The sequence below is a fragment of the Streptomyces sp. NPDC048370 genome, assembly GCF_043200825.1.
Classification (GTDB): domain Bacteria; phylum Actinomycetota; class Actinomycetes; order Streptomycetales; family Streptomycetaceae; genus Streptomyces.
Genome location: NZ_JBICYI010000005.1, coordinates 1 through 17,579 on the forward strand (window position 1 = coordinate 1; position 17,579 = coordinate 17,579).

Genomic DNA, 17,579 nt, shown 5'->3' on the forward strand with positions numbered 1-17,579 from the left:
GGGAGCGGGGTCTGGTGCGTGCGATCGCAAGGCGGAGGAGGGAGTCAACGCGGAGCGTTGGCGACCGACGACAACGCGGCGAGCGCGCGTGCCAGACCCCGCGAGCCCGGCATGATCCAAACGAAAGGCCCTGAGGCGTGTGGGCCCGGGACCGCGGACGGCAGCCCTTGGCCCCGGGGGCGCGTGGGGCAGCCCCCGGGCCCGGGGGTCCGCGGACGGCAGCCCCCGGGCCGCCGTCCGCGATCCCCGCGGGTTCGCTACGCGCAGACGAGCGGGCCCCGCGGGTCGGCGGCCGTGCGGGCTGTCGGCGCCGCCAGGCGCGCTTCGAGGATGCCCCGCACCATCGGCCACTCCTCGTCCAGGACCGAGTAGAAGGCGGTGCTCCGTACGGCCCCGTCAAGGCCGCGCGAGTGGGCCCTGCGCACGCCCTCGCAGGTGGCGCCGAGGCGTTCGATGGCGGCCCGGGAGCGCAGGTTGCGGGCGTCGGCGCGCATCGAGACGCGCCGTACGCCCCACGCCTCGAAGGCGTGCCGCAGCATCAGCAGCTTGGCCTCGGTGTTCACGCCCGTGCCCTGGGCACGGGGCGAGAGCCAGGTGTTGCCGATCTCGGCCGCGTCGGGCACCGAGGTGAGCGGGTCGCCGTGGGGCACCCCCGGGACCGAGGGCCAGACCAGCGGCCCCTGCCAGTAGTCGAGTTCCAGAAATCGTGTCGATCCCACGACCCGCCCGTCGGCGGTACTGATGACGGCGAAGGGCAGCGCCCGGCCCGCGGCCTGTTCGGCCAGGGCACGTTCGATGTAGATCTCCGCCGCGTCCAGGCTGTGGGGGACGGGCGTGAACGCGTACGTCGTACGGTCCTCGGTGCCGGCCGCGGCGATCGCGGCGGCGTGCTGTGGTGCGAGGGGTTCCAGCCGTACGGTGCGGCCGGACAGCACAACGGAATGTGGCACGGGGCCTTCGGTCCTTCTGCGAGTGGGAGCTGCCCCGCGCCGACGTCACGGCGCGAAGGCGGTGGCACAGTCTCCGCCCCGCCACCCACGGAGTGGGAAAAGAACAGGTAAAGAACGCCCGAAGGTCGCGTGAATCCACCCTTCTGGCTGCTACCCCACTCGGCCCTTGACAAGGGGCAGCTCCAGGGTCCCGGTGTCCTCCGGCGCGGCGGTGACGATCACCGGCTTCACCCCCCGGTTCCCGCCGTACGCGTCGTCGCTCGCGGCGATCACGAACTCCAGCCGGTGCCCCGTCTCGTAGCGGTGGGCGATGCCCGGCAGCTCCACCGTGAAGAGCCGGGTCACGTCCGGTACGCGCACCGGCGCCACGAGCCGGTTGACCAGGGTCTTCCTGCCGTCCGGCGCGATGTCGTAGACCTTGGCGAAGAGCACCAGCTTGTCGGCGGCGTCGCCGGAGTCCTGGACCCGCTCGGTCTTCGGCGAGACGACCCGGAGCGTGGCCTTCGGGGAGCCGACGAGGTCGACGGGGGCGGTCAGCGGGGCGCTGGTCCAGCCGAGGTAGGTGCCCTTGGTGTCGTACGGCTGCGGGTCGGGCAGCCCGATCAGACCGGTGAGCGAGGACTCGGAGTGGCTGGTGGGGACCAGCCAGTTGCTGTACGTGCGCGAGCCGCGGGCGACCTTGGCGCGGTTGTCGACGAGCTTGCCGTCGCCGGAGAGGTAGAGCTTCTGGCTGAGGGCCGGGACGCGGGACGCCGTGGCGTAACCGCTCTGCCAGGAGCGGTAGTACGCGAACTCCGCGCCGGTGTCGGTGCTCGCGTCGCCCCGCAGGTACCGGTCGAACCAGGCGAGGACGCGCCCGCCGACGTACGTGGACTCCAGATTGCCCTGCCCGAGGTCGAGTTCGCCGGGCGCCTGTCCCCCGCTGTGCCCCCAGGACTGCCAGATCATCTTGGTCTCGACACCGCGCGACTGGAGCCGCTCGTAGGTGTCCTGGGCCTCGTTGAGGTTGAAGAGGCTGTCGGACTGGCCCTGGACGATCAGGGTCGGCGCCTTGACCCGGTCGAGGTACGAGACCGGGGAGACGCTCCGGGCGAAGTCGAGCATCTTCTTGGTGTCGGCGGCGGGGTAGCGGCCGGAGTTGAGCAGCCGGAGGGTGTCGCAGGCGTCGGTGACGAAGTGCAGACAGCGGAGGCTGTTGATGCGGGACGGATCGAGCGACGGGACGAGCAGCGGCTGCCCCTCCCCCATCAGGTAGAAGCCGTTGGCCCACTGCCATTTGAAGACGCCGGGGGTGGCGCGGTCGGCGCCGTTCGGGGCGAGGGAGTAGGCGAGGTCGTTCCAGGTGATGAGCGGGACGAGCGCGTCGAGCCGGGGGTCGACGGAGGCGGTGGCGAGCTGGATCGCGCCGCCGTAGGAGCCGCCGATCATGCCGACGCGCGGGTCGCCCGCACCGTCCTTGACGACGAAGTCCGCGCGGGTTCCGTCGTCGGCGGCACGCGTGCCGCCGAGGAAGTCGAGGAGCCGGGTGGCGGCCTGCCCGTCGATGCGGGGGTCGTCGAGGGAGATCAGGCAGCCGGACCTGCCGAAGCCGAGCCCGGAGTAGACCAGTCCGACGTAGCCCCGCTCGGCGAAGGCCTTCCCGATGGCGTCCGTGGACCCGTCCGCCTTGCTCCCGCCGAAGCCGTTGGTGGCGACCACGGCGGGCGCCGGGTGCGCCGCGTCCACCCCGGCCGGCCGGTAGAGGTCGGCGTCGACCGCACAGGTGCGCCCGCCCGCCTCGACGGTGAACGTCAGCGGGGTGACGGTGTAGGCCTGGGCCGAGGCTCCTGTCTCCGCGCCGCTCGCCGGACCGGCAAGGAGGAGCGGCGCGGCCAGCGCCGTACTCGCGGCCAGGACGAGGACCTTGCGGGAGAGCGGCAGCGCGCGGGACACGGACACGGGGCCTCCACACTGAGGATTACCGACTGGTAAGTACCGAGCGGGCCCATGGTGTGACACGTGTCAGACCGCGTCAACGCGGCTGACAGAGGTTGTTGACGGAGATTCAGTGAAGGTGTGCGCTCGCCCGGGACGGGTGCCTCGGCCACGCGCCTCAGCGGGCGCCGCCTCGTGCCACGCGCCTCAGGCGAGCGCCGGTACGTCCAGGGTGAGGGTCGCCGCGTCCGCGTCCAGGACCGCCGGTACGCCCAGCGGGAAGGTCAGCGCCGTGTCGCTGTGGCCGAAGCCCAGCTCCTCCACCACCGGGACGCCGAGTCCCGCCAGCCGGTCGGCGAGGACCGCGCGGACGCCCTCGTAGGGCCCGCACTCGGCCCAGGAGCCCAGGGCGATGCCCGCGACGCCGTCCAGCCAGCCGGAGCGCAGGAGTTGGGTCAGGATGCGGTCGAGGCGGTACGGCTCCTCCCCCACGTCCTCCAGAAGCAGCAGGCCGCCACGGGCCGAGGGGCGGGCGTGCGGGGTGCCGAGGTCGGCGGCGAGGAGGCTCACGCAGCCGCCGAGGGTGACTCCGTGGGCCCGGCCGGGGGCCATCGGGCGGGCGGTGTCGAGGCCGAGGGTCCGTACCGTCTCGGGCTCGAACAGCGTGGCGCGCAGGGACTCCTGGGTGCGCGGGTCCTTGAGGAACGTGGCCGCCGCGACCATCGGGCCGTGGAGCGTGGCGAGGCCGGCGCGGACGGCGAACGCCTCGTGCAGCGCGGTGACGTCGCTGTAGCCGACGAACACCTTGGGTCCCGCGGCCCGTATCGCCGCCCAGTCGATCAGGTCCACCATCCGCTGGGCTCCGTAGCCGCCCCTGGCGCAGAGCACCGCGGACACGCCGGGATCGCACCAGGCCTCCTGGAGGTCCCGGGCGCGACCCTCGTCGCCTCCGGCGAGGTACCCCAACTCCCCGTGGACATCGAGCACATGGGGTGCGACGACGGGTTCCAGATCCCAGCCTCGCAGGATGTCGAGGCCCGCCGCCAGCCGGTCCTCCGGGATCGGCCCGCTGGGGGCGACGACGGCGACCCGTGCGCCGGGGCGGAGGCGCGCGGGCCGGGCGAGCGGGGTCACGGTCACTTCTTCAGCTCCAGGAGGGGGACGTCGGGGCGCGCGATGCCGAAGGTCTGTGCGTACAGGGAGAGTTCGGCCTCCAGGGCGCGGATCATCGTCTCGGCGCGGCGGAAGCCGTGGCCCTCGCCCTCGAAGGCGATGGAGGCGTGCGGGACGCCCCGTCCCGCCATCCGGGCGAGGAACCGCTCGGCCTGCGCGGGCGGGCAGATCACGTCGTCGAGGCCCTGGAGCAGCAGGAAGGGGGCGGCGATCCGCTCGACGTGGTCGAGCGGCGAGCGTTCCTGGTAGCGGGCCGGTACCTCGGCGAGGGGCCCGACGAGCGACTCCAGGTACTGGGACTCGAAGTCGTGGGTCTCGTCGGTGGCCCAGCCGAGGAGGTCGAGGATGGGGTAGATGATCGTGCCGCAGGCGTAGACCTCGGAGGCGACGAGGGATGCGGCGGTCGTCCAGCCGCCCGCGCTGCCGCCCCGGACGGCGAGCCGGGCCGGGTCGGCGGTGCCCTCGGTGGCGAGCGCCTCCGCGACGGCGGCGCAGTCCTCCACGTCGACCACGCCCCACTGCTCGCGCAGCCGTTCGCGGTACTCCCGCCCGTAGCCGGTGGAGCCGCCGTAGTTGACCTCGGCGACTCCGATGCCCCGGGAGGTGAAGTAGGCGATCTCCAGGTCGAGGACGAGCGGGGCGTGCCCGGTCGGTCCGCCGTGCGCCCACACCACGTAGGGCGGCAGCTCCTGTCCCGGCGGGGTGCGGTCGGGGCTGTGCGGCGGGTAGACGTGGGCGTGGATCTCGCGGTTGTCGGGCCCGGTGAAGGTACGGATCTGGGGCTCGGGGTAGTACGACGGGTCGACCGGGTCCTCGTGGGCGGAGCCGATGACCCGGGCCCTGCCCGTGCAGGTGTCCAGCTCCACGACCTCGTAGCCGCTGCGCGGGCTGGCGGCGACGCCGACGACCCGGGTGCCGTGCGCGGCGAGGGTGGCGGCCCACTCGGTCCACGGTCCGGCGCCGTCGACGAGCTCGCCGCTCTCGGGGTCGAGTATCCCGAGCGCGGTGGCGCCCTTGCCGTGGATGACGGCGACGAGGCCGTTCTCCAGGGGCTGGAACCAGGTGATGCCGATCTTCCACAGCGGGCCGCCGAACTCCTCGGGGCGCGGGCACAGGGCGACCGGCTCGTCGCCGGCCGCCGTTCCCGCGCGGTAGAGGTTCCACCAGCCGCTGCGGTCGCTGACGTACAGGAGCTGTCCGCCGGCGGACCAGCCGACCTGCGGTACCGACTCCTCGGGTCCGCCGGCCACGGTCCGCGCCGGGCCGAACGTGCCCTCGGGGGTGACGTCGGCGAGGAGGACCTCCGTGCCGTCCCAGGGCATGCGGGGGTGGTCCCAGCCGATCCAGGTGGCCTGCCGGCCGTCCGGGGAGAGCCGGGGTCCCGTGACGAACCGGTGCTGCCCGTCGGAGAGTTCACGGATCGCGGCGCGGTCGTCGGCGGCCGATCCGTCGAGGGGTACGGCGACCAGGGCGCGGCGCACATCGGTGGGTCCGGTGCCGGTGAACTCCTCCAGGACGCACCAGACTTCGCCGCGCTCGGGGTGGATCACGGGGTCGACCCAGCGCAGTCCGCCGCCGACGGGGGAGACGGGGGTGAGCGGCCGGGGCCCGGAGTCGGTGGGGGCGTCGGGTTCGTACGCGTACAGCCGCTGGTCGGCGAAGTGGACGAACACGACGAGCGGCCCGTCGTCCCCGCGCGCCAGGCCCGCCCAGGGCAGTCCGCCGTACTCGATCACCCGGCTGCGGACGTTCCAGGGGGCCGGGAGCACCGACTCCTCGGTGCCGTCGACGCGGCGGCGTACGAGCGCGCGCCGGCCGCCCTCGGTGGGGCGGGGCGCGGTCCACCACACCTCGTCGCCGACGACGCCGACGTACTCGGGCCGCCCGTCGTGGCGGGCGGCCAGCGCGGCGTCGATGGGGGAAGGCCAGGTGCCGTAGGCGCCCGTGGGTACCATCGCGACTTCCTTTGCACGGACGTGGGGGAACGGAAGCGAACTTACGCGACCTGGCGCGGTGTTGGCGCTCGTACGCGGACTTACGCGGACTTCAGATAGCGGTCGAGGACACGTACCCCGAAGTGCAGGGCGTCGACGGGGACGCGCTCGTCGACACCGTGGAACAGCGCTCCGTAGTCGAGCCCCGGGGGGAGCTTCAGCGGGGAGAAGCCGTAGCCGGTGATGCCGAGCCGCGAGAACTGCTTCGCGTCGGTGCCGCCGGACATGGCGAACGGGACGACGTGCCCGGCCGGGTCGAAGTGCTCGACGGCCGCGCGCAGTCGGGCGAACGTGGGCGAGTCGACCGGGGCTTCCAGAGGGACCTCGCGGTGGTGGTACTCCCACTCCACGTCGGGCCCGGTGAGGAGATCCATCGTCTCCTCGAACTCCCTCTCACCGCCGGGAAGCGTCCGCCCGTCGATGTACGCGACGGCGTGCCCGGGGATGACGTTGACCTTGTAACCGGCGTCCAGGATCGTCGGGTTGGCGCTGTTGCGCACGGTCGGTTCGACGAGAGCGGCGGCCGGTCCGAGCTTGTCGAGGAGCAGGTCCACCTCGAAGCCGTCGGCGGTCACATCGGCCTCGATGCCGTACAGGGCGGCGAGTTCGCCGAGCGCGGCCCGTACGGTCGGGGTGAGGCGGACGGGCCAGTCGTGGGCGCCGATCCGGGCCACGGCCTCGGCGAGGCGGGTGACCGCGTTGGCGGTGTTCACCTTGGAGCCGTGGCCCGCCCGGCCGCTCGCGGTGAGCTTGACCCAGGCGGTGCCGCGCTCGCCCGCGGCGATCGGGTAGAGCGTCATCCCGGGGTTCGGATGGAAGCTGAACGCGCCGGACTCGCTGATGCCTTCCGTGCAGCCCTCGAAGAGCGGGGCGTGCCGGTCGGCGAGGAAGCCCGAGCCGTCCTCGGCGCTTGCCTCCTCGTCGGCGGTGTAGGCGAGGACGATGTCGCGGCGCGGTCGGATGCCCTGGCGCACCCAGGAGCGGACGACGGCGAGGACCATCGCGTCCATGTTCTTCATGTCGACGGCGCCGCGTCCCCACACCACTCCGTCACGGACCTCGCCGGAGAAGGGGTGGACGGCCCAGTCGGCGGGCTCGGCAGGGACGACGTCGAGGTGGCCGTGGACGAGGAGGGCGTCGGCGGAGGGGTCGGTGCCTTCGATCCGGGCGACCACGTTCGTACGCCCCGGGGTCCGCTCCAGCAGGGTCGGCTCCAGGCCGGCGTCGGCGAGGCGCTCGGCGACGTACTCGGCGGCCGGCCGCTCGCGGCAGTCCCCGCCGCCCCGGTTGGTGGTGTCGATCCTGATCAGCTCGGAGGTGAACGTCACCACCTCGTCGAGCGCCGTCCCGTCCGGGCCCTGGACCCGCTCAGCCATACTGCTCCTCCACCGCTGCGGAGACGATCGTGGTGACCGCCTTGAACGTGCGAATGCCCTCGTACATCGTCCCGCTGGTGTACGCGACACGGCGCTCGCCGCTCCGTGCCACGCCGGGGACGACGGTGGCGGCGGCCGCCAGATGCTCGGCGTCGAACTCGAGCTCGACGGTGAAGGGACCGCCCGCCACCGGCTCGTGCCGTACGGCGAGGGAGGCGGCGGCCTTCGCGGCGGCCCGGATCTCGCTCGCCGTGCGCTTCGGGGTCCGGCACACCGCCGCGTACCGCGAGACATGGTCCTTGACGGCGACCTTCTGTGCCTCGGGCGCGTATCCGAGGGCGTCCTCGCAGGTCAGGTCGTCGCCCGTGACGAGGACGACGGGGACGCCGTACTCCGCGACCACATGGGCGTTGAGCAGGCCCTCGCTCGCCCGCACTCCGTTCAGCCAGACGCCGGTGATGGAGTTGGCGAGGTAGGTGTGGGCGAGGACGCCCTCGGTTCCGGCGCCGGTGTGGTAGCCGACGAAGGCGATGCCGTCGACGTCGCCGTGCTGCACGCCCTCCACCATCGAGAGGGACTTGTGCCGACCGGTGAGCATCTCGGCCCGCTCGTCGAGCCGTTCGAGCAGCAGATTGCGCATGCTCCAGTGCGCCTCGTTGATCAGCACCTCGTCGGCGCCACCGTCGAGGAAGCCGAGGACCGCCGCGTTCACGTCGGAGGTGAACATGGCCCGGCACCGCTCCCACTGCGGTGTCCCCGGCAGCACGTCGGCGGGCCAGGTGACGCCGGTGGCGCCTTCCATGTCGGCGCTGATCAGGATCTTCACGAAAACCCTGTCCCCTCACGTTCGGTGACGACGACGCTCCTCCGGCGTCACGTTACGCCCCGGGGAAGGCCCAGGCCAGGACCACGGGAAGGTTTAGCGGTCTAGACCTCTAGGAGGGCTCGGCGGCGCCCGATCTCGGGCAGGAGCGACAGCAGACCGAGGACGGCGAGCACGGCGCCGAGCCAGAGCGGCGAGCGGAGCCCGTGGGCGTCGACGAGGAGGCCGCCGACGGACGAGCCGATGATGACGCCGAGGGTGATGAACGAGGAGTGGACGGTGTTCACCAGCGGTCCGGCGTTGCCGGCGCGCTGGACGCGGGTGACCATGGCAGGGTTCATGGTGACGCCCACCAGGCCGATGCCGGTCATGAGGACCACGGCGGCCGGGCCGACGTCGGCCAGCAGGGCGAAGCCGGTCAGGAACAGGACGTTGAGGGCGAGGCCGACGACCTGGACGCTCACGGTACGACGGTCCGCGAGTCGGCCGACGACCGTGTTGCCGATGACCGTGGCGGCGCCGTGGACGACGAGCAGGACGGGCACCGTTCCCTCCTCGAAGCCGCTGACCCGCGTGAGTATCGGGTTGAAGTAGCTGAAGGCGGAGAAGGTCGCGCCGATGACGAGCGTGCTGGTGGTGAGCACCAGCCACAGCCGGGGCCTGCGGAAGACCTGGACCTCGGCGCGGAACGAACCGCCAGCGTTCCCCGGCAGCTCCAGCCGGGGCACGCCCACCGCCACCGCCGCGGCGGCGAACACGGCCAGCGCGGTGATCGCCCAGAAGGCGGCGCGCCAGCCCAGGTGACCGCCGATGAACGTCGCCATGGGCAGCCCCAGGAGAGTGCCGAGCATCAGGCCGTTCATCACCACACCGATGGCCCGGCCGCGGACCTCCTCCCGGGTCAGCACGGAGCAGACGGAGATGGCGACACCGAAGAAGGCCTGTGAGGCGACGCCGGTGATGACGCGGGCCACGACCATCGCGCCGTACGAAGTGGCCGTCGCGGCCAGCAGGTTGCCCGCCAGGAAGACGCCGAAGAGCACGAGGAGCGCCGACTTGGGGCGCAGCTTGAGTACGGCGACGGTCAGGAAGGGGCCACCGACCGCCATGGCGACGGCGAACGTGGTGATGAGGTAACCGATCTGAGGGATGGTCACATCGAGCCCGGCCGCCAGCTGCGGCATGAGGCCCGCGACGACGAACTCGCTGGTGACCATGGCGAAGATGCCGATGGCCAGTACGTACACGGCGCGTGGCACGTGGTTCACGTCCTTCGTTGCTCGGGGAGAGTCTGGGATCCAGAGTTTTGGACTGATCAGTACGAAATGAGGACAGGGCTGTACGCGGCAGGGCGCGCGAAGGCACGGAAGCGAGGCGCTCGGGACGTCAGCCGGTCAGGGCGTCAGCCGGTCTGCGCGTCAAGCGGCCAGGGCGTCCAAGGCGATGGCGGCGATGGACTCGATGACGGCGCGGTCGGCGCCGTTCTGCGCGGAGACGCGCATCCCCGCGACGGCGGCGGTGAAGAACCGGGCGAGCTCGTCCGGCCGCCGGGAGCGCGCGAACACCCCGGCGCCCTGACCGGCGGCGATGGTCGCCGCGAGCGCCGCGAGCCGGCGCCCCTGGTCCCGCCCGAGGAGCGCGGCCGCCTGAGGGTCGCGCCCCGCCAGTTCGACCGTGCTGTTCACGCCGAGACAGCCGATGCCGATCCCCGCCCGACGATGGGTCTCCTCGATCTCGACGACCGACGCCATGACGCCCTTGAGACGGTCGAGGGGCGAGAGCGTCTCGTCCTCCAGGAGCGCGAGCTGCGTGCTCGTCGTCATCTCGGTGTAGCGCGTGAGCGCCCGCAGGAACAGCGCGTGCTTGCTGGAGAAGGTGTTGTAGATGCTGCTGCGCCCGAGCCCTGTCGCCTCGCACAGGTCCTGGGTGGAGGTGGCTTCGTAGCCCTTCTCCCAGAACAGATGCATCGCGGCGTCCAGGGCGCGCGCCTCGTCGAACGTCTTCGGGCGTGCCATGGAAGGACCGTAGCAAGTATTGGACCGCCCAGTCCAATACTGGGATCCGCCCGTGTCCGCCTTGATCCGAATCGGGCGATTTCCCGTCAACAGGTGCGTATAGGCTGACCGCTGCAGTTGCCCGCCCCGTCATGCCCCTACGGTCATGCCCCCTACCGTCAGGAGACCTCTCGGTGACCACCGCGATCGCCCCCGCCGAAGCCACGACCCCCGAGGAGCCCGAGGCCCCCGAGGCTCCCATGGCGACGGACTTCGTCGTCCAGGACATGCCCGACGTCGTGGTGCGGGACGCCCGGGAGTTCGGCGTCTACGCCCGGACCGGCGGCTGGGCGTTCGCGTTGAAGGTGGCGCGGAGCGTGCGCCCCGGCGGGCAGGCCGCCGGGGAGTCGGGGAAAGTCTCGGCGAAGGCCTTCGCCGAGCTGGCCGAGTGCTCCCCGGAGCGGGTCATGCGCTTCTACAAGGCCTGGGACATGGCCGCCGACGACGGGCTCGTCCCGCAGTTCGAGGCGCTGGTCCCGGGTGAGGACATCGAGCTGCCCGAGGCCGACGTCTGGCTCTCGTACTACTCCTCCCGCTCCAGCGCCTCCTCCGTGCGCGGGCACGCGATCACCGCCGCCGCCGAGGCCGAGGGCATCCGGCCGACGAAGGCCCTCGAGGTCGCGGAGAACCCCACCGCCCTGCGGGCCGCGATCCTCGCCGACCCCGGCACGGCGGAGGCCGCGCGCGGCGCGCTGCTCGACCGGATGAAGGAGGACCCGGCGCTGCAGACCGAGATGGCACGGGCCATCGCCAGGACCGGCGACCTGAAGAAGGCCGTCGCGAACGAGGCCAAGGCCGCCGACCGGATCGGGTACGTACGGCAGATCGTGGAGAACGGCCGGATCAGGACGCCCGCCGGGCAGACGGTCGAGGCGCCCGCCGCGCTGCGCGCGGAGGCCGAGCGGCACCTCTCCCTCATCGACGAGCTCGACGACGCCGAAGAGGCGGGCGAGTGGGCCGGCGAGGCGTACGACGCGGTGAAGGTCATGGTCGCGGAGGCCGTGGAGGCCGATCCCGCGCTGCGCGTCCAGGAGCGCCGTACGAAGTTCTACAACAGCCTGCAGAAGGCCACGAAGGTCTTCGAGGAGCTGACCCTCGACGAAGTCCTGGAGGAGGACGTCGTCGACGACGACATGCTCCAGCGCCTCGAAGCCCTGCAGGCAGCGATCAGCAGCTGCATCGACACGCTGCGCAAGGCGACCGCCGCCTCCTGAGGCACCTCCAGGGCCGACGCGGGCTCAGTCCTCGTGGCCGAGCTGGAGGTCGCGTTCGGTGCGTCCGCCGCCCGCGACCTGGAGCACGGTGGCGACCGGCGGATAGCCGGCCGCGATGACCGTGTACTCGCCCGAGGACAGGTCCACGAAGCGGAAGGTGCCGTCAGGCCCTGTCGTCAGGGTGTCGACCACGTTGCCGGCCGCGTCGAGGAGCGTCACCCTCGCGTCCTCGACCGGCCGGCCGCCGCCCGCGCGCACCGTCCCGCGCAGCACCGCGCCGCCCGCCAGCTCGATGTCCTGGCGGGTCTCGCGGGCGGCCTGCACGCTCACGGGCAGCGCGGCGGGCCGGAAGGCGGGGGCGCTCGCGGCGAGCGTGTACTCGCCGGCCACCAGCTCCGTGATGACGTAGCCGCCCTCGCGTCCGCTGCGCGTCGAGGCGACGACCTCACCGCGTACGTCGGTCAGGGTGACCGCCGCGTCCCGTACGGGAGTTCCGTCGGCGGTCACGACCGAGCCGGCGAGCCGGCCCGCGCCGCCGAGGACGACGTCGAGCTCCACAGGCCGCTCGCCGACGGTGACGGAGACGGCCTGCGGCTGGTGGCCGCCGGCCGCCGCGATCAGGACGTACGAGCCGGGTCCTGGGACGCTGAGCGCGTACCGCCCGTCCTCGCCGCTGCCGCCCCGGCCGATCTGCCGCCCCTGGACGTCGATGAGGGTGAGCGCGGCGCGCGGGACGCGGCTGCCGTCGTGGTGCTGGACGGTGCCGCAGACCGGGAGCCCTGCGGTGTACGCGGCGGGGGTGGGGGCGGCCGACGCGCGGGCCCGTGGGACGGCGGTGGGGGCCTCGGTGGTGGGGGTGTGGTGGGACACCAGCGGTTTCTCCTTGAGGAAGAAGGCGAGGACGAGACCGAGCACGAGGACCGGCACGAGGTAGAGGAAGATGCGCGGCATCGCGTCCGCGTACGCCTGGATGTATGCGTCGCGCAGCGCGGGCGGCAGGGCGTGCACCGCCTGCGGGGTGATCGATTCGGCGGCGGGCAGCGGCATGTTCGCCGTACGGGGCAGGGAGTCGGCGAGGGCGTCGTCGAGCCGGGAGGCGAAGAGGGTGCCGAAGATGGCGGCGCCGACGCTGCCGCCGATCTGGCGGAAGTAGTTGTGGGCGCTGGTGGCGGTGCCGAGGTCCGAGGGGCGGACGGAGTTCTGGACGGCGAGGATCAGGACCGGCATGACCAGGCCGATGCCGATGCCGAGGACGGCCTGCCAGAGGCTGTGGTGGAGGCGAGGGGTGTCGGTCTCCATGCGGGAGAGCAGCCACATGCCGAGGACGGAGACGGCTCCGCCGACCACCGGGTAGATCCTGTAGTGGCCGGTACGGGTGATCAGCTGCCCGGAGACGATCGAGGCGAGGACGATCCCGCCCATCAGGGGCAGCATGAGCAGGCCCGACTCGGTGGCGGTGGCGCCCTCGACCATCTGCAGGAAGGTCGGCAGATAGCTGGCGGCGCCGAAGAGCGCGATGCCGACGACGGCTCCGACGAGGCTGGTGACGGTGAAGACCGAGTCGCGGAACAGCCGGAGCGGGATGAGGGGTTCGGGGGCGAAGTGCTCGACGACGAGGAAGAGCAGGGTCGTTCCGGCCGCGCCTGCGGCGAGGCCGATGATGACCCTGGAGCCCCAGGCGTACTCGGTCCCGCCCCAACTGGTCAGCAGGACCAGGCAGGTGGAGGCGGCGGCGAGCAGGATCGCGCCGAGCACGTCGAGCCTCGCCCGGGTGCGGGGCTTGGGAAGTTTGAGCACCACGGCGACGACGGCGAGGGTGACGAGCCCGAAGGGCACGTTGAAGTAGAAGCACCAGCGCCAGGAGACGTGGTCGGTGAAGAAGCCGCCGAGCAGGGGTCCCGCGACGGAGGCGAGGCCGAAGGCGGCGCCGATGAGGCCCATGTAGCGGCCGCGTTCCCTGGCCGGGACGATGTCCGCGATGATCGCCTGGACGCCGATCATCAGGCCGCCCGCGCCGACGCCCTGGACGGCGCGGAAGGCGATGAGTTCGTCCATCGACCGTGACCAGCCGGCCAGGGCCGAGCCGATGACGAAGACCACGATGGCGAAGAGGAAGACGCCCTTGCGGCCGAAGAGGTCGCCGAGCTTGCCGTAGATCGGCAGGCCGATGGTGGCGGTCAGCAGATACGCGGTGATCGCCCAGGACATCCGGTCCAGGCCCTGGAGTTCGCCGACGATCTTCGGCAGGGCGGTGGCGACGATCATCTGCTCCAGCGCGGCGAGCAGCAGCGCGAGCATGAGGCCGAAGAAGACGAGCCGGACGCGGCGGGGGTCGAGGGCGCCGTCCTCGGGTGCGGCCGGTGGTGCCTGGTCGGAGGGCGGATCGTCCGCGACGCGCGGTACGTCGTCCTTCACCAGCGTGATCGCACCCACGTGCTGCTCCCCTCGTCACGACTTCAGCGCCGCGCCATTCTTCGCATTGGGCGCGAAGCGGGAGCAAGTCGGGCGGTACGGAGGCTCAGCGCCGCCCATGATCGCGAACGGGCCTGCCACGCGGCGCACTTGGGGCGCTCATCAGCGCGTTTACGGGGAGGCGTGCGACCCCCGAGCGCGCGGGGCGCTCTTGTGGGGGTCGCACGAAAACCACTCGAATCGGTGAGCGCGCGGGCGTTACTTCTCCACCTCGGTGGCGAGGTTGGCCAGCACGGCGTCATAGATCCGGCCAAGTCCCTTGGGCGCGAAGGTCTTCTCGAAGAAGCCGCCGATGCCGCCGGCGCCGTCCCAGACGGTGGTGACGACGGCCTTCGACCTGCCCTCGCCCGCCGGGGTGACGGTCCAGGTGGTGACCATGGAGGAGTTGCGGTCCTTCTCGACCAGCTGCCCGTCGGTCGGCTCGGTGACCTCCAGGAGGCAGTCGCGGATGCGCTTGCTGGTGGCCTGGAGCTTCCAGTGGACGAGGGTTCCCTCGCCGTCGCCGCCCTCGCGCACCTCGTACTCGCTGAAGTGCTCGGGCAGCACCTTCGCGCGCGTGCCGCTGTAGTCGGCGAGGGCGTCGAACACCGTCTCCGGGTCCGCCGCGATGATCCGCTCCGTGGTGGCCTCGACCTGCGCCATGGCACTTCCTCCAGCACTTGTTCTTCAGGGGTGTGGCGCCCAGCCAACCACCTGGGCGCGGGCCTCCCAAATCCGGGTTCCCCAAGGGATCCCCACGGGTTCCTTCTCGCTCCGCAACGATCAAGGGAACATGTGTTCTATTCTGGGGGCGGCTGAGGACACTGCTACCGAGGAGGCGTCCATGCGCTGGGACAATCTGGGCGACAACGGCGTCGCCGCCGAGACCGCGCTGTTCGGCACGGACGCGGTCACCACCCGCACGTTCGACACCCCCGAGTTCCGCGGGATCACCTTCCACGAGGTGCGGGCCCGCTCGATCGTGAACCGGGTGCCGGGCGCCTCCCGCATGCCGTTCGAGTGGACGGTCAACCCGTATCGCGGCTGCACGCACGCGTGCGTGTACTGCTTCGCCCGCAAGACCCACAGCTATCTGGACCTCGACACCGGCCTCGGCTTCGACTCCCAGATCGTGGTGAAGATCAACGCGCCGGAGCTGGTGCGCCGCCAGCTCTCCTCACGCCGCTGGCAGGGGGCGCACATCGCGATGGGCACGAACGTCGACTGCTACCAGCGGGCCGAGGGCCGATACCGGCTGATGCCGGGGATCATCGAGGCCCTGCGGGACCACGCGAACCCCTTCTCCATCCTCACCAAGGGCACCCTGATCCTGCGCGACCTCGATCTACTGGTCCAGGCGTCCGAGGTGACCGAGGTCGGCATCTCGGTCTCCGTCGGTTTCACGGACCAGGAGCTGTGGCGCACGGTCGAGCCCGGCACCCCCTCCCCGCAGCGGCGCCTCGACGTCGTACGGACGCTCGGCGAGCACGGCATCGGCTGCGGGGTGCTGATGGCCCCGGTGATTCCGTTCCTGGGCGACCGGCCCGAGCAGCTGCGGGAGACCGTGCGCGCGGTCGCAGAGGCGGGCGCGACCTCCGTGACCCCGCTCGTCCTGCATCTGCGGCCCGGAGCGCGCGAGTGGTTCTTCACCTGGCTGCGGCAGCACCACCCACGGCTCGTGGGGCGGTACGAGCGGATGTACGCGGATGGCGCCTACGCGCCGACCTGGTACCAGCGCCGGATCACCCGTCAGGTGCACGAGCTGGCCGCCGAGTTCGGCATCGGGCCCGCCCACCGGGGCGCGGCGCGCCGGACCCCCGTACCGGAGGAGCCCGCGCTCGCGGGGGCGCCCGAGCAGCTGAGCCTCCTCTGACTCCCCCCGACGCCCCAGCCTCCGGTCGGATGAACTGACGGATCGTCTGTTCGGGTCAACTCTGGGCGGAACAGGTCCGTTCACCTTCCCCGCTGGGCACGGACGCCCTATGACCACACGCGCAGGAATGCTGATCGCCGCTGGGGCTCTGGTCGCCGGGACGACCACCGTCCTGCCCGCTTCCGCGAATCCCCGGCCCGAGCCGACCCCCCGCCCGATCGCGCCGCTCGTCTGGAGCGGCTGTGCCACCCAGGCCTATCCGAAGCTCCAGTGCGCCACCCTCAAGGTGCCGCTGAACCACGACGACCCGGCCGGCCGGAACATCACGATCGCGCTCACCCGGATCCCGCACACCGCCAAGGAGTCCCAGGGTCCGCTGGTCGTCAACCCGGGCGGACCGGGCGGAAGCGGCCGCACGATGGCCGGGTTCGTGGCCGCCTCGCTGCCCGCGAAGGTGGCGGCGCAGTACGACGTCATCGGCTTCGACCCGCGCGGGGTCGGTAGAAGCGAGCCCGCGCTGAACTGCCGGCCCGGCCACTTCGACCCGGTGCGCCACGACTCGGTGCCGAGCGGGGCGGAGGGCGAGCAGCGGGGCGTCGAGCGGGCCCAGGCCTTCGCGAAGTCCTGCGGGGAGAAGTACGCCGACGTCCTTCCGTACATCGACACGGTCAGCACGGCCCGGGACCTGGACGCGATCCGGGCGGCGCTCGGCGCACCCAAGCTCACCTATCTGGGCTACTCCTACGGCACCTATCTCGGCGCCGTGTACGCGCGGCTCTACCCGGAGCGGGTGCGCCGCATGGCGCTGGACTCCGTCGTCAACCCGCAGGGGGTCTGGTACGAGGACAACATCGCGCAGGACTACGCCTTCGACACCCGCCACAAGGACTTCATGGCCTGGGTGGCCCGCCAGGACGCCACGTACGGACTCGGGACGGACCCGGCGGCGGTCGAAGCCGCCTGGTACCGGATGCGGGGCGCGCTGCGGCAGAACCCGGCGGGCGGCAAGGTGGGCCCGGGCGAGCTGGAGGACACGTACCTGCCGGGCGGGTACTACAACGGCTACTGGCCCAAGCTCGCCGAGGCGTTCTCGGCGTACGTGAACGACAAGGACGCGGTCCCGCTGACCCGGGCGTACGAGAACTTCGGGGCGGCGGACTCCGGGGCCGACAACAGCTACTCGATCTACACGAGCGTGCAGTGCCGGGACGCCAAGTGGCCGCGCGACTGGAACACCTGGCGCACGGACAACTGGGACGTGCACGCCAAGGCACCCTTCTCCACCTGGAACAACGCCTGGTACAACGCTCCGTGCGCGTTCTGGCCGGTGGACTCGCTCACGCCGCCGGACGTCTCGAACGACGAGGTGCCGCCGGTGCTGATCCTCCAGGCGACGGACGACGCCGCCACGCCCTACGAGGGCGGGGTCGCGCTGCACCGGATGATCCAGGGCTCCAGCCTGGTCGTCGAGGAGGGCGGCGGGAACCACGGGGTGACCCTGGGCGGCAACGACTGCCTGGACGAGCACCTGGCTACCTACCTCGCCACGGGAACCGTGCCGCGCGGCGACGGGCAGACGGAGGCGGACGCGGTGTGCGCGGCGCTCCCGGAGCCCGAGCCGAAGCCGAAGACGCAGGCGAAGACGCAGACGAAGAAGGTGGGCGAGAAGCGCACCGCCACCGTCGCGCCGGCCACCACGGCCGCCACCGGCGGCGCGGTCCTGCACGCGCTCCTCGGCCACGAGCGCTGACGGCCCG

13 protein-coding genes are annotated in these 17,579 nt (G+C 72.1%); 3 read left to right on the forward strand and 10 right to left on the reverse strand.

Annotated elements, in window-relative coordinates:
- Window positions 1–257: 257 nt before the first annotated feature.
- The 8 genes from ACGFYP_RS13055 to ACGFYP_RS13090 form a co-directional block, all read right to left on the reverse strand.
- On the reverse strand, window positions 258–950 hold the full coding sequence (locus ACGFYP_RS13055; RefSeq protein WP_393490988.1) for a GNAT family N-acetyltransferase: 693 nt from the start codon (window positions 948–950) through the stop codon (window positions 258–260).
- A 150-nt stretch (window positions 951–1,100) separates the two neighbouring features.
- Entirely contained in the window at window positions 1,101–2,882 is a 1,782-nt protein-coding gene (locus ACGFYP_RS13060; protein ID WP_393492267.1) for a CocE/NonD family hydrolase, read from the reverse strand.
- A 189-nt stretch (window positions 2,883–3,071) separates the two neighbouring features.
- The gene (locus ACGFYP_RS13065) at window positions 3,072–4,004 is read right to left on the reverse strand and encodes an LD-carboxypeptidase (protein ID WP_393490992.1); all 933 of its coding nucleotides are present in this window, start codon (window positions 4,002–4,004) and stop codon (window positions 3,072–3,074) included.
- Window positions 4,001–5,992, reverse strand: a complete 1,992-nt coding sequence (locus tag ACGFYP_RS13070; protein ID WP_393490995.1) for a prolyl oligopeptidase family serine peptidase — start codon at window positions 5,990–5,992, stop codon at window positions 4,001–4,003. Before ACGFYP_RS13070 ends, ACGFYP_RS13065 begins: the two co-directional genes overlap by 4 nt.
- 80 nt (window positions 5,993–6,072) lie before the next feature.
- Window positions 6,073–7,407: a M20/M25/M40 family metallo-hydrolase gene (locus tag ACGFYP_RS13075; protein WP_393491000.1), complete on the reverse strand. Its 1,335-nt coding sequence runs from the start codon at window positions 7,405–7,407 to the stop codon at window positions 6,073–6,075.
- A complete protein-coding gene (locus tag ACGFYP_RS13080) occupies window positions 7,400–8,233 on the reverse strand; it encodes a M55 family metallopeptidase (protein WP_393491003.1) in 834 nt (277 codons plus the stop codon). The genes ACGFYP_RS13075 and ACGFYP_RS13080 overlap by 8 nt, the downstream gene beginning before the upstream one ends.
- A 101-nt stretch (window positions 8,234–8,334) precedes the next feature.
- Window positions 8,335–9,489 (reverse strand): MFS transporter, encoded by a 1,155-nt coding sequence (locus tag ACGFYP_RS13085; protein ID WP_393491008.1) that lies wholly within the window; start codon window positions 9,487–9,489, stop codon window positions 8,335–8,337.
- A 159-nt stretch (window positions 9,490–9,648) separates the two neighbouring features.
- On the reverse strand, window positions 9,649–10,245 hold the full coding sequence (locus ACGFYP_RS13090; RefSeq protein WP_393491011.1) for a TetR/AcrR family transcriptional regulator: 597 nt from the start codon (window positions 10,243–10,245) through the stop codon (window positions 9,649–9,651).
- 239 nt (window positions 10,246–10,484) lie between these two features.
- Here ACGFYP_RS13090 and ACGFYP_RS13095 point away from each other — a divergent pair, with 239 nt between their 5' ends.
- Window positions 10,485–11,498: a hypothetical protein gene (locus ACGFYP_RS13095; RefSeq protein ID WP_393492270.1), complete on the forward strand. Its 1,014-nt coding sequence runs from the start codon at window positions 10,485–10,487 to the stop codon at window positions 11,496–11,498.
- A 24-nt stretch (window positions 11,499–11,522) separates the two neighbouring features.
- On the opposite strand, the gene ACGFYP_RS13100 is transcribed toward ACGFYP_RS13095, so the two are convergent.
- Together ACGFYP_RS13100 and ACGFYP_RS13105 are read right to left on the reverse strand one after the other, a co-directional pair.
- On the reverse strand, window positions 11,523–13,931 hold the full coding sequence (locus ACGFYP_RS13100) for an MFS transporter (protein ID WP_393491014.1): 2,409 nt from the start codon (window positions 13,929–13,931) through the stop codon (window positions 11,523–11,525).
- Window positions 13,932–14,168: 237 nt separating this feature from the next.
- Entirely contained in the window at window positions 14,169–14,612 is a 444-nt protein-coding gene (locus tag ACGFYP_RS13105) for an SRPBCC family protein (protein ID WP_393491017.1), read from the reverse strand.
- Window positions 14,613–14,793: 181 nt separating this feature from the next.
- On the opposite strand from ACGFYP_RS13105, the gene ACGFYP_RS13110 reads away from it, so the two are divergent.
- Both ACGFYP_RS13110 and ACGFYP_RS13115 read left to right on the forward strand, forming a co-directional pair.
- Window positions 14,794–15,822, forward strand: coding sequence for an Rv2578c family radical SAM protein (locus tag ACGFYP_RS13110; RefSeq protein WP_393491020.1), 1,029 nt, complete (start codon window positions 14,794–14,796; stop codon window positions 15,820–15,822).
- 109 nt (window positions 15,823–15,931) lie between these two features.
- Window positions 15,932–17,572 (forward strand): alpha/beta hydrolase, encoded by a 1,641-nt coding sequence (locus tag ACGFYP_RS13115; RefSeq protein ID WP_393491023.1) that lies wholly within the window; start codon window positions 15,932–15,934, stop codon window positions 17,570–17,572.
- Window positions 17,573–17,579: the final 7 nt, after the last annotated feature.